This window comes from Mucilaginibacter dorajii, assembly GCF_024808255.1.
GTDB classification, from domain to species: Bacteria; Bacteroidota; Bacteroidia; order Sphingobacteriales; family Sphingobacteriaceae; genus Mucilaginibacter; species Mucilaginibacter dorajii.
The window spans coordinates 24,413-37,265 of record NZ_JANTYS010000039.1; the positions used below are offsets into that span (position 1 = coordinate 24,413).

At 41.6% G+C, this 12,853-nt stretch carries 9 protein-coding genes; 3 read left to right on the forward strand and 6 right to left on the reverse strand.

Annotated features, from left to right (window positions below; translation table 11 throughout):
- Nucleotides 1–66 precede the first annotated feature (66 nt).
- The 6 genes from FHS10_RS28485 to FHS10_RS28510 all read right to left on the reverse strand — a co-directional run bounded on the left by FHS10_RS28485 (nucleotide 67) and on the right by FHS10_RS28510 (nucleotide 8,751).
- The gene (locus FHS10_RS28485; protein WP_259097567.1) at nucleotides 67–2,496 is read right to left on the reverse strand and encodes an ABC transporter permease; all 2,430 of its coding nucleotides are present in this window, start codon (nucleotides 2,494–2,496) and stop codon (nucleotides 67–69) included.
- A gap of 143 nt (nucleotides 2,497–2,639) precedes the next feature.
- Nucleotides 2,640–5,063 carry an ABC transporter permease gene (locus FHS10_RS28490; protein WP_259097568.1) on the reverse strand — a complete coding sequence of 808 codons (2,424 nt, stop codon included), beginning with the start codon at nucleotides 5,061–5,063 and terminating at the stop codon, nucleotides 2,640–2,642.
- Nucleotides 5,064–5,337: 274 nt separating this feature from the next.
- Nucleotides 5,338–6,360, reverse strand: a complete 1,023-nt coding sequence (locus FHS10_RS28495) for a DUF4097 family beta strand repeat-containing protein (RefSeq protein WP_259097570.1) — start codon at nucleotides 6,358–6,360, stop codon at nucleotides 5,338–5,340.
- Nucleotides 6,361–6,626: 266 nt separating this feature from the next.
- Nucleotides 6,627–7,415 carry a ThuA domain-containing protein gene (locus FHS10_RS28500; protein WP_259097571.1) on the reverse strand — a complete coding sequence of 263 codons (789 nt, stop codon included), beginning with the start codon at nucleotides 7,413–7,415 and terminating at the stop codon, nucleotides 6,627–6,629.
- Between the two features lie 20 nt (nucleotides 7,416–7,435).
- A complete protein-coding gene (locus FHS10_RS28505) occupies nucleotides 7,436–8,188 on the reverse strand; it encodes a ThuA domain-containing protein (RefSeq protein ID WP_259097572.1) in 753 nt (250 codons plus the stop codon).
- 17 nt (nucleotides 8,189–8,205) lie between these two features.
- A complete protein-coding gene (locus tag FHS10_RS28510) occupies nucleotides 8,206–8,751 on the reverse strand; it encodes a DUF4468 domain-containing protein (protein ID WP_259097574.1) in 546 nt (181 codons plus the stop codon).
- On the opposite strand from FHS10_RS28510, the gene FHS10_RS28515 reads away from it, so the two are divergent.
- From FHS10_RS28515 to FHS10_RS28525, 3 genes are all read left to right on the forward strand, one after another.
- Nucleotides 8,750–8,893, forward strand: coding sequence for a hypothetical protein (locus tag FHS10_RS28515; protein ID WP_259097575.1), 144 nt, complete (start codon nucleotides 8,750–8,752; stop codon nucleotides 8,891–8,893). The two genes, FHS10_RS28510 and FHS10_RS28515, sit on opposite strands and share 2 nt — an antisense overlap.
- Nucleotides 8,894–8,923: 30 nt before the next feature.
- Nucleotides 8,924–9,706 carry a ThuA domain-containing protein gene (locus FHS10_RS28520; protein ID WP_259097576.1) on the forward strand — a complete coding sequence of 261 codons (783 nt, stop codon included), beginning with the start codon at nucleotides 8,924–8,926 and terminating at the stop codon, nucleotides 9,704–9,706.
- Between the two features lie 189 nt (nucleotides 9,707–9,895).
- On the forward strand, nucleotides 9,896–12,811 hold the full coding sequence (locus FHS10_RS28525) for a two-component regulator propeller domain-containing protein (RefSeq protein WP_259097578.1): 2,916 nt from the start codon (nucleotides 9,896–9,898) through the stop codon (nucleotides 12,809–12,811).
- Nucleotides 12,812–12,853 lie beyond the last annotated feature (42 nt).

Sequence of the window (12,853 nt, forward strand, 5' to 3'; positions counted from 1 at the left end):
CATTTGGTCATTAAGTCATTTTTGAAAATTCAATGACCTAATGACGCGAAGCAAATGACCTAATGACTATTCCGACCGTAGGCTTTTCACCGGGTTTGCACTCGCTGCTTTGATAGATTGAAAGCTGATGGTTACAAAAGCGATCAATACGGCAATAATGCCCGCCATAACAAACACCCACCATTGAATGTTAATGCGAAAGGCAAAATCAAGCAGCCACTTGTTCATGGAGTACCAGGCTATGGGCAACGCGATTATTGACGCGATGAATACCAGTTTCAAAAAGTCTTTAGATAGTTCGGTTACTATTTGCGGGATACTGGCACCCAATACCTTGCGTACCCCTATCTCCTTAACCCTTTGCGAAATGGTAAATGCCGACAGCCCAAATAAACCTAAGCAAGCAATAAATATGGCGATGAAGGAAAATATGGTGAACAGCGTACCTTGTTGCTGCTCACTATCGTAAAGCTGCTGAAATTTCTCATCCAAAAAGGTATATTCAAATGGCCTTTCGGGCTGATATTTTTTCCACGCCTGTTCAAGGGTGCTGATGGCCGACTGTACGTGATTACCGTCAATTTTAACAGACATCCGACCATAATTACTATTGGCAAATGAAGGCATGCGCATTAACAGTGGGATAATGTTTTGGTGCAACGATTCGAAATGAAAATCATTAACCACCCCTATCACCTTTCCATTAGTGCCGCCGTAGCTTATCTCCTTGCCAATGGCGCTTTCCGGCGTCTTCCAACCCAATACTTTTGATGCTGCTACATTGATCACGTAGTTGTTGGTATCGGTACCAAAATCTTTTGAAAAATTGCGCCCGGCAGCCATTTTCATCCCGTAAGTTGGTATAAAGCTATAATCGGTATTGATATATTTGACGGCGGCCTTAACTGGCTGTAAAGCGCCACCCTGCATCACCTGTATACCCTGATCGTCCAATAAACGGCCAGATGGGATCCGTGACGAGCGGCCTACATCTTTTATATTGCCATCCCGCATTACCTCGTTTCTAAAGGCATCAAATTGGCTTGGGTTAAAGGCATTGCCCATGGTTAGCAGGTGATCTTTACTAAAACCAAGCGACTTTTGCTGCATATAACGCAATTGCTGGAAAACAATGGTAGTGGCTACAATAAGGATTATAGAGATGGAAAACTGCAATACAACCAATACCTTACGGAACGAGATATTACCCGAACCCACTTTAAGGATTCCTTTTAAAACTTTGATAGGTTTAAATGACGACATGAAAATTGCCGGGTAAATGCCGCTAATGATGCCTATAACAAACGGCATCGCAATAATAACAAGGATGATTTGAGGTTGGTATAAACTATTGAATGATAATTGCAACCCCGAGAATTTATTAATCAATGGCATGATGAGCCATGTGATGCCCAAAGCCAATATCAACGAAAACGCCGTGATGAGCACCGATTCGCTTAAAAACTGGGTGATGATCTCTTTTTGCTGTGCTCCAATTACCTTGCGGATGCCGATTTCCTTGGCCCTTAGGGTTGACCTGGCTGTAGACAGGTTCATATAGTTGATACAGGCAATCAGCAATATAAATAAAGCAATTGCCGAAAATATGTAAACCCTTTTGATATCGCCGTTTTGCTCCAACTCATCATCAAGGTGTGAGTTTAGGTGAATATCTAACAACTTTTGAAAATGCAGTTTACTAAATTTCGATTCCCTGAAGTTGGCAGGCTGACCTGGGAAATGAACGTACTTATCCAAAAACGCAGGGAATTGCGCCGCAACATGATCAACATTATAACCTTTAGGAAACAAAAGATAGGTAAAAAACGAATTGTTGCCCCAGTTGGTTTCAAGGCCCTTTTTGCCGTAAATAGCGCTATCATTTAAGGTGTTAAAAGATAAAAGCAATTGTGGGTGCAGCTGCGCATTGGCCGGGAAGGGTTCAAAAATACCAGTAACTTTAAAGTTATATTGGTTATCAAACCTAAACTCTTTATTCATCGGATCTTCGTTACCAAAATATTTGCGGGCCATCTCTGGGGTAAGCATAACGCTAAAAGGCTCGGCCAGGGCGGTCTTGGGGTCACCTTGAATGGTTTTCACACTAAAAAGGTCGAAGAGGTTTTCGTCGGCAAAATAGGAACCCTTTTCGTTAAACAGCTTATCTTTATAACGGATCACCACATCGCCATTTGACAAAATACGGGTAACCTTTTTAATATCCGGGAACTCGTTTTTTAACAACGGCCCAAAAGGTGGTGCTACAGCGCCCAGGTGTAAATTATCTATCCCATCTGCAGTATTAAAACTACGTGTTACCCGATAAATATCATCTGCATTGGCGTTAAACTTATCGTAGCTTAACTCATTAACCACATATACCACAATAAGCAGGCAGCAGGTTAAGCCAATGGTTAACCCAAATATGTTGATGAATGAAATAAATTTGTGCCGGGTAATATTCCGCAAAGCACTCCGTAAATAATTCCTGATCATAACAGTATTTTAAAATTCTAAATCCTAAAAAAATAAACTCTAAAAGCTAAACTCTAAATCCCCCCAAAATAAAGTCAGCCCCTTTTGCAAGGTTGTCAAACTATTCACCAATGAACTTATAAACGAGTGAACCAATGAACCAACTACTCGTTCCTTAAACTTTTCACCGGGTTAGCTAATGCTGCTTTAACCGATTGAAAACTGATGGTTATTGCTGCCACCAATAGAGCAATCGCTCCGGCAACTAAAAATACCCACCATTGAATGCTTATCCTGTAGGCAAAATCCTGTAGCCACTTATTCATGGCGTACCAGGCCACCGGGAAGGCAATTAATGATGCAATTACTATCAGCTTTAAAAATTCCTGTGATAACATAGTAGTTATACTACCGGTTGAAGCGCCCAATACTTTACGGATACCGATCTCTTTGATCCTTAACCTGATCATATAAGCTGCAAGGCCAAATAAGCCTAAACAAGCTATGATTAAGGCTACTACAGAAAACACAGTAAATATTTTGCCGGTTTGTTGTTCAGCGGCATATAACGATGCAAATTGCTCGTCAAGAAATGAGTAGCTGAATGGCGCATCGGTTTTAAAATCATCATACTGTGATTTGATATCTGCCAACAGCGCTTTTATATTGGAGGTTTTTACCTTCAGCAAAATATTATTGGTACTGTGACCAGATAGCAACATCAATGGCGCTATCTTTTGCTTGGTGGATGCGTAATGAAAATCCTGCATCACGCCTACTACGGTATATTTCGATTTGGCCGACCGCACTATGGTTTTGCCTATCGGATCGGCATCGCCCCAGCCCAGGTCCCTAACCAGGGCTTCATTTACAACTACAGACATAGAATCGCCAGGGAATGAAGGATAAAAGTTTCGGCCCTTTAAAACTTTTACACCAAGAGTAGGCAGGTATGTATCATCAACGTGATATATATTAGTATGAATGCCCGCGTGATTACCGTTTTTATCAAATTCTTTGGCTGCAATTTCGGTACCATCCACACCGCTGATATTGCCTGGTACACTGCTTGATATGGTGGCATTTGTTATTTGCGGATTGCGCAACAGCTGCTGCCTGAAGGCGTCGATATTAGTACCCAGTGTATAAGTGTCATTAAGCACCAAAACCTGGTCTTTATCGTACCCTAACTTTTTGTTTTGCATGTAATGTAATTGCTGGTACACCACAAAAGTTGCAATGATGAGTAGCGTAGATACAAAGAACTGGAATATGATAAGTCCGCTGCGCAAGTAATTGGTAGTTGCGGGTTTATTGCTTCCCCCACCCCCTTTCAACACACTGATGATATTGAATCCCGAAAGCACAAACGCAGGGTAAATACCCGCGATAATACCTACAACAAATGCCAGTAAAAATTCAACAGCCAAAGCCTTGTAGTTAAGGAAGGAACTAAACTCAATATGTTTAAGTGAAAGGCCATTAAATAAAGGCAACAATAAATAAACAAGCATTAAGGCCAGCACCATCGCACCCGAAGTAAGCAGTACGGATTCGGTCAGGAACTGCGAGATCAATCCGCTTTTTTCTGAACCTAACACTTTGCGAATGCCTACTTCCTTTGATCGTTTGGCAGAACTCGCTATAGATAAGTTGGTGAAGTTGATACAGGCCAGCATCAATATAAATATAGCCAGCGCAGTAAATATGTATACATAATGAATATCGCCATTTGGTTCTACCTCATATTTGGTATTGGAGTGCAGGTGTATAGCTGTTAAAGGCTGTAAAAAAAACATAAAGGTATTTACGGATTTACCGGCCTCGGCCATGCTTACACCCATATCATGTGCTATTTCGGGAACTACAAATTTGCGAACCAAATCTGGAAATGAGGCCTCCAGCTTTTTAGCGCTGGCACCGGAGTTAAGTTTTATATAGGTAAAATATCCGAGGTTGCTCCAGGTTTGTGAGCGGTTATCAACAAAAGGCGCAAGGTTTAAAAACGCGTCGCCATGGAAATGCGAATTATCCGGCACCTTATCAATTACACCCGTAACCTTATAAGGATCGTGCCCAACAAGGAGTGATTTACCGATTACTGATTCAGTACCGAAATATTTTTTTGCAAACGCGCTGGTTATTACCATGGTTCGCGGCTCGTTCAGGCAGGTTTTGATATCGCCGTCAATCAAGGGGATCGAAAACATTTGTAAAAAGTTGGCATCTACCAGTTGTAGATGCTCTTCTTTAAACTGTTTGTCATTGTATTTAACAAAAACAGGTCCGCGGCGGCCAATTCTTGTTACCTGGTTAATTTCGGGGTATTGATCTTTCATCCCTTTGGCAACAGCCACATCAACCATAGGATACTCTATTGTACCGTTATTTTCGATGGTACGTAAGCCAACCCGATAGATCTGATCTGCCTGTGCAGCGTATCTGTCATAACTTAACTCGCTGTAAACGTATGCCGTTATCAGCATACAGCAAGCCAGCCCTACCGATAGGCCAAATACATTGATAAATGAAAATATCCTGTTACGTTTTAAACTACGCCAGGCAGTTTTAATGTAGTTTTTAAGCATTGTGATGTAATTACGCTTTACTACGTTTAAAATACATACCAATTATATAAAACATTAATAATCAACAAATTAAATAAACCATTGATTTACAACTGTACGCAAGCGTAACAATGGGTGTACGGTTACGATACAGTGTCAAAGCTGAATGACACGTCCTGAAATAGCTATACCGAAAGCTGAAGGCTTAAAGCTAAAAGCCATTGAGTAACTTGAAAACCATAAAGGGCCTGTTGTAATACAACAAGCCCTTTAAATCAATATCTTACAGTACCGGTTAGTTCAAATCAAGATTGATGCGGTTGCCTCTCACTTCTACAGTCGGGCCACCGCCATTTAATTTGCCATCTATTTTTTCCCTTTCTTTGGTACCGCTAAAATTCGATGCAAAATTAGCTTCTACCCTATCACCACGCAGATCAAGATTTAAGCCTTGTTTGCCTGGCAACGAGATGTTAACGTTACCACTCACATCAACTTTTACATATTTACCTACACTGTTAAATTGTGCATGAAAGCTACCGCCGCTGGTTGAGGCATCAAGCGCACAAGCCAATTGGGTAAGGTTAATGCTACCACCACTTGTGCCTGTTTTAAACTCACCTGCTATGTTGCTGGCAGTGATGCTACCACCACTGGTATTTGCATTAATGGTGCCTTTTAAATCGGTAAGACGTAATGAACCGCCAGATGTTTCCAGGTGAATACTGCCGTTACAGTTACTGGCCTCAATGCTGCCACCACTGGTTTCCAGGTTAATGTTTGAGCCCGAATTGCTTACATGAATGCTGCCGCCACTGGTTTCGCCTTTAATGGTGCCTGTTAACTTATCTACATGCAAACTACCACCACTGGTTTCAAATTTTTCGTTACCGCTCAGGTTATCCAGGTGAATGCTGCCACCGCTGGTTTCCAGGTTGGTGTTTACCTGTTTAGGTACATATACTTTAAAACCGATACTTAAAGAGTTTCTCCAGTTTGAGAAATTATGTTTATTTTTTGCCGTGGCATGAACTTCGCCACCATTAACGGTTACACTCAGCTCATAATTTTGCAGGCGTTTTTCAATTTCTTCTTTCGATATATCGCCGTTCCCATTATTTCCCTGGATATAAACTTCAACACGGGGCTGCTCGCTGGCGTCGCCGCTCACGCTGATGCTGCCGCCGGATGTATTAACAAATACATCCTTAATACCAGCACCAGATAAAGATTTGGTCATGTATGGGGTTTTGGAGTTCTGTGCGAAAGCAACACAGCTTTGGCAAGCCACAAAAAGTAATAGTAAGTGCTTTTTCATAATTTTAGTCTATTTTGGTAATAAGACAACAATAATTAAGAATAAGTTGCATCAAAAACAAAATAAAAAAAGCCTCACCTAAACGGCGAAGCTATCATGGGCACAAAAAACAAAAAATAAAATACGAATAATCCTTTTCAAAGAAAGGGCCCCATCCTGCCATCTCCAAAGGCTAACCCTTACCCAAATCTTGCAAATCCCGAAAACCGTTTATACTTACCTGAAGCAGGGATCTATTTTTATCCAAATATCAGTCGTGACTCACTTTATTTAAATTTTCTGTAAGGGGTAGCTTTTATAGAGAATTGGTTGAGGCCCAACCACAACACCGCATTCTCAAACAATTTATTCTGCACGGTCGAGGTAAATATCATATCACCATGCCCCATGTTGATGTACAGCATTTTGTATTTGGTATTTGTCCACACCACAGGGATATCACCTTCACGAATGATATCTTTTTTACCCAGCGGGTAGTTTGCAGGATCGAGCGTTAACAAAACTTTCACGTCTTTATTTAGCCTGGGGTTGGGCAGCCAGCCGTACCATTCATTAATGGGCGATGTAAAATGGACTGGGATACCTTTGGTTACAGGATGCCCGGCATCGTCAACAATCAATTTGGCAGGTAACGGCGGCCAGCTATTATTATAAAAAACAGCACTCCCCAAAAAACTTACAAACCAAGGCCAATGGGTATCCTTATCATTATAGCCTGCCACGTGAAAGCCTAACCAGGCACCGCCGTTGTTCATGTACTTTTCAAAGGCAGACCGCTGCAATTCATTCTGCGGAAAATCATTAAGCCAAACAACCAGCTGGTATTTCTTAAGATATTCGTCGTTTACGTTTTTCCAATTAGTGGTGGTATCAAATGCAAAGCCATCTTTTTTAGCCAGATCTGTAAACCATTTGATGGCATCGTTGGCAAAATCAACATGGTCCGATTCTACCGTGGTAGTATAAAGCACTAATACTTTGAACTTAGGCGTTTGGGCATACGTCTGTGCAAATAACAAAACGGCTATTGCCGTGGCTAAAAATTTCTTCAACATGTTCACGTTTTAAATATCTATTAATTACCCGCCGCCCAAAAAATAGCGTTAGTTACCAATTTAACCCAGGCGGGATTATCCAGCAGGTTTGGCGAGTGCCCCATAAAAATATAAACGTTGCGGGCCTTAACATGCTCGTTAGTCCACACCACCGGGTGATCACCCATTTTTACATCGCCTTGCGGTTCGTAAGTTTTTTCGTCAACACTGGCGAGTACATGCACATTTGGCCGCGGACTTTTATCGTATGTATACCACTCTTCCTGCTGAATAATGAAAGAAGCAGGTACATCCTTCATTACCGGGTGCTGCTTATCCTCCACATTTACCTGTCCTTTGGCAAAAGTTGCTATATAAGCCTTCCAGCTAATGCCGCCCATAAAGTTGGAGAACCACTGCCATTCATGAAAGCCATCAAATTCGCCCAAAAGTGTAGCATGGTGAAAACCTACCCAGCCACCTCTACCCTCGTCAATATATTTCTGAAAAGCCGCCACAGATTTATCCGTCCAGGCATATGGTGCATAATCCAGTTGCAAAAAAAGCTGGTAATGGCTTAAAAACTCATCATCAATTTTATCGGTGTTTTGAATATAATCTACCGTAAAGCCGTTATCAGCAGCCAGTTTATCCAGCCACACTTTGGCCCGTTTGGAAAATTCAATATGATGACCGCCGTTTTCATACAAAGCCAGCACTTTAAAATGTTTGGTATTGGCCTGGATGTGAACTGCTGCTAAAAGCGCAGCTACCAATAATAATATTTTTTTCATGAGGATAGGTTTGTGACTTATTGATTGATGATTTGTTTTAAAGAAGCTATGATTTGCAAGGTACTTTGGTTAAGCCCCGCAAATAATGCTTTATCTTCTACCGACCATGGATGTCCCTGCCTGTAATCCCACCAGCGATAAGAGATCTTGGAATATTCGTTACTGATGCCTCTTTCTATCGGTTTTTCAAAATAATTACCGGTTGTAATAGTGTAGCCACCATCGGTAATCAAAATAGTTACATCAAACTTTAGCCAGTAATAGTTACCGGTACTGCTGGTTATCACCTTAAACATACCTACGCCCTTAATCTGTCCGCCTTTTTTATCGGCGCTGTAAAGGTTTTGTGGCTCATCTGGGAAAGTTTGGGCAAACCACTGTTCCGCCAGGCTAAAAACCTCATCCCTGCTTTTGTTTGTAGGGTATGATTGCTCATAAGTAATCTTACCGTTTTTCATAGGCAGATGAATAGTTGAAGTATCCTGCTGGGCGTAATTAACAAGCGGCAATAGCATCCATGCTATAATAAACAACAGTTTGAATATTACTTTTTGTATAGTCATGAGTGGTAAAAGGTTTAAACAGATGGCTTATATCTGCATTTCAAATATCATTATTAACAATTATAAACGATGGCTAAAATCGCCCTACATCACCACTACCATAGGGCATTTGCCGTTTCCGGATAAAAGTTTTGATCTATAATTGCCTCAATAAGCAAGCGCATCGCCAAATATGAAATCCTTAACCTTATCATTTTTTACATTTTTCGCCATCTTTTGGAACCTTAATAAACTATCGGCACAAATAGCCAAACCACACTTTAAGGCGATAGCCATTGCCGAAACCGGCGGCGGCCATGCCCGCTTTGACAGCGCCGCCCGCATTTGGCTCAACAAGCTGGCTATCGATAGTAATTTCACTATTGATTACATCAGTGATACTAAACCCATCACCAAAGATTTCCTTAAGCAATACCAGCTCTTCATTCAACTGGATTACCCGCCCTATCCCTGGGGAAAAGAAGCGCAGGAGGCTTTTACCGACTACCTGGAACATGGCAAAGGTGGTTGGGTGGGTTTTCATCACCCTACGTTATTAGGTGTTTTTGATGGCCACCCCATGTGGCAATGGTACTCGGCTTTTATGGGTGACATTGAATTTAAAGATTGCATTCATGGCGGTACAACTGCCCTGCTTACCGTAGAAGATAAAAGCCACCCGGCGCTAAAAGGTTTGCCAACCTCATTTAGCACCAAAGATGAGTGGTATACCTACAATAGAAGCCCGCGGGCAAACGTGCATGTTTTAGCCAGTATTGATGAGGCCACCTACATACCTGATATCAACATCAAAATGGGCGATCATCCGGTGATCTGGACAAACGAACACATCAAAGCCAAAAACATCTACATAGCCATGGGCCATTTTCCCGAACTTTTTCATGACGATAACTTTACGCTGCTGGTTAGGAATGCCATATTTTGGGCAGTTACCATACCAGGTACCTCCAACTAATTTGTATTATCTCATTTGTAAGAGCATACTTTAAGCAAACCCGCTTTTTAAGAGAACTCCCTACATCACTACTACAAGCACGCACATTTATAGGTATCCACTCCCCTACATCCTACGTTAAAGTTCGTTATCTGAAAATCTTTATCTAATTTTCATCCCTATAAACCGCCCCGGCTTACAGACCAATTGATGAAGAGTTTTACTTTGATCTTCTTTTTATTAAATACTATTTTTTGCACTGTAAACGCGCAAACATCTATTGGTATACCAACAATCAAAAACTATACCCATGCCGATTTTAATGCAGGCAGCGAAATCTACGATGCTAAGCAGGATAAAAACGGCATCCTTTATTTTGCTAATAACGATGGCTTACTTACTTTTGACGGCAGCTACTGGAAAAGCTACCCTTTACCCAATAAAGCGGCTGTAAAATCCCTGGCTATTGCCCCCCAAGGCAGGATCTATGTGGGTGGACAGGATGAGATCGGTTATTTTTTCCCGGATGCAAGCGGGGTTTTGCGTTTCCACTCTATAAAACAGCTGATGCCACAAAAGGCCCGGCAATTTGCCGAAATCTGGGCTATTATATTATACAAAAACGAAGTTTTTTTTCGCACCATTGAGTGTGTATTTGAATACCACAACAACGAGATCAAAACCTTTGATGCCCCGGGAGGCTGGCGTTTACTCACCGACGCCGGGAGTGGGCTTTTTGCAGAGGATAAAGACGAAGGCTTGATGAATTTCCAGGGATCGGAGTGGCAGATCTGCAAATCACAGATCCCAACAACCGATCTGCATGTTACTGGTGTAATGGACTACCACCAGGATACCGTATTGGTTACCACCTTAAAAAAAGGCCTTTTTTTACTTAGTGGTAGTACCCTCATCAAAAAAACAACGGCCATAGATGGCTTTTTAAGTAACGACCAGGTAAGCTGTGCCAAAAAGATTAACAACAACAGGTATGCCATTGGCACCAAAGCGCAGGGTTTATTTATTATTGATGGCAAGGGAAACCTAATTGAGCGCTTTTCAAATGCCGACGGTTTACAGAGTAATAATATACTAAGCCTGTTGCTGGATAAAGACAATAATCTGTGGCTGGGTTTAGAGAACGGGCTGGATTTTATCAATTATAGTTCGGCCATTAAGCATATTTATGCCAGCAAACAAAACCAGGTAAAAAGCAACGCTATCAGTGTATTTGATAACAAATTATATATAGGTACATCCAATGGTTTGTTCAGCACCAATTTAAACCCGCAGCAAAGCAACCTGAGCAACAATAAAGGTCTGTTTACCGAAGTACAAAATACCCGCGGACAGGTTTGGAGCCTTGCCCAGGTTGACAATCACCTTTTGATGGGCCACGAGGAAGGCGCTTTTACAATTGCCGGCAATAAAGCCCATCCAATAGCAACCGGGCAGGGCGCATGGAAGTTTGTGGCCATCCCATCATCGCCAGATGTTATAGCAGGCACTTACACCGGTTTACAATTATTAAAACATAATGGCGACGAATTCAAAAACGACACTAAAATCGATGGTATTTATGAATCACTATCAACAGTAACCAGGGATAATAATAACGTGATCTGGGCATGTCACCCCTATCGCGGTGTCTATAAATTCCAGCTTTCTGCCGATAGAAACAAAATAGCACGGTACACGCAATACACCGATAAAGACGGACTCCCATCGGTATTAAACAATCATGTAGTGTTTATTAAAAACCGGGTATTGGTAGGCACCGAAAAGGGCGTTTACGAATATAACGCTGCCGCCAATAAATTTGAGGAATCTGTCTTTTACAAGTCTGTGTTCGGGACCTCGGCGGTAGAAAATTTAACTGCCGATAAATACGGCAATATTTGGTTTGTAAGCGATCAGCGTATTGGTGTAATGGATTTTAGCAAGCCATTAGCGGGTAAACCTTATACGGTGATCTATTTTCCTGAACTGGCTTCGCAAACTATTAAAGGGGTAGCTAATTTATATCCGTATGATCAGGAAAATATTTTCATAGGATCAAACAATGGTATTTTCCATTTAAATTACCGGCAATACGTTAAATCTGAAACTAAACTGAATGTGTTACTCACATCGGTAAAAGCCATTGCCGAAAAGGACAGCCTGATCTTTGGAGGATATTTCGTCAAAGACGGTCGCATCAACGTCGGGCAAAATCCAAGCCAGGTAAGCAGTGTTTCTAAACATTGGAACTCTTTTCATTTTGAATACTCATCTACTTTGTTCGCCCAAAAAAGTAACGAGGAGTTTAGCTATAAGCTGATTGGCTTTGATAGTGAGTGGTCTAAATGGTCGGCAAAAACGGAGAAGGACTATACCAACCTGCCGTATGGTAAGTACACTTTTTCGGTAAAAGTGCGCAATAACATGGGGAATGCATCGCCTGCTGTTAACTATACTTTTATTGTTGAACCGGCATGGTATCAAACGGTTTGGGCTTATATAATTTATCTTCTATTAGCTTGTTATGCTATTTACTACGTATACAAACTGCAGCAAAAACGCTTTGAACTGCACCAGCAAAAACATGAGGAAGAACAGCGCCGCTTAAGTTACCTGCACAGCCTGGAACTTGACAGGAACGAAAAGGAGATCATCGCCCTGAAAAATGAAAACCTGGAAACCGAGCTAAATTACAAGAACAAAGAGCTGGCCACTATAACCATGCAACAGGTAGAACGCGGCCGTACTTTACTGAACATTAAGGATGAGCTGACCAACATTATCAAAAAACTAAAACAACCCGACCTTACCCACGAGTTCCGCAGCGTTTTTCGCCTGTTAACCGATTCAGAGAAAAAGGATAACGACTGGCATAGCTTCGCCATTTATTTTGACAAGGTTCATAATAACTTCCTGAGCGTAATGAAGGCTAAATACCCGGCCCTGAGTGCTACCGACCTGAAGCTTTGCGCCTATTTGCGGCTTAACCTTACTTCTAAAGAAATAGCCCAGCTGATGAATATCTCCTTGAAGGGGGTCGAGATAAGCCGTTACCGCGTGCGTAAAAAACTGGGGTTGGCTACGGAGGTTAATTTGTACGATTTTTTGTTGGAGATTACGAAGTGAGTTGTGAATGCTGTAAAAAGGCGTTGGCATCTTGTAAAATAC

Bases quoted from the DNA above. Each gene is read 5' to 3' on its own strand.
- FHS10_RS28520 (WP_259097576.1), top strand. From the start codon at position 8,924: ATGAAATCCTTAACCTTATCATTTTTTACATTTTTCGCCATCTTTTGG.
- FHS10_RS28505 (WP_259097572.1), bottom strand. From the start codon at position 8,188: ATGAAAAAAATATTATTATTGGTAGCTGCGCTTTTAGCAGCAGTTCAC.
- FHS10_RS28495 (WP_259097570.1), bottom strand. From the start codon at position 6,360: ATGAAAAAGCACTTACTATTACTTTTTGTGGCTTGCCAAAGCTGTGTT.
- FHS10_RS28500 (WP_259097571.1), bottom strand. From the start codon at position 7,415: ATGTTGAAGAAATTTTTAGCCACGGCAATAGCCGTTTTGTTATTTGCA.
- FHS10_RS28490 (WP_259097568.1), bottom strand. From the start codon at position 5,063: ATGCTTAAAAACTACATTAAAACTGCCTGGCGTAGTTTAAAACGTAAC.
- FHS10_RS28525 (WP_259097578.1), top strand. From the start codon at position 9,896: ATGAAGAGTTTTACTTTGATCTTCTTTTTATTAAATACTATTTTTTGC.
- FHS10_RS28485 (WP_259097567.1), bottom strand. From the start codon at position 2,496: ATGATCAGGAATTATTTACGGAGTGCTTTGCGGAATATTACCCGGCAC.
- FHS10_RS28515 (WP_259097575.1), top strand. From the start codon at position 8,750: ATGAGTGGTAAAAGGTTTAAACAGATGGCTTATATCTGCATTTCAAAT.
- FHS10_RS28510 (WP_259097574.1), bottom strand. From the start codon at position 8,751: ATGACTATACAAAAAGTAATATTCAAACTGTTGTTTATTATAGCATGG.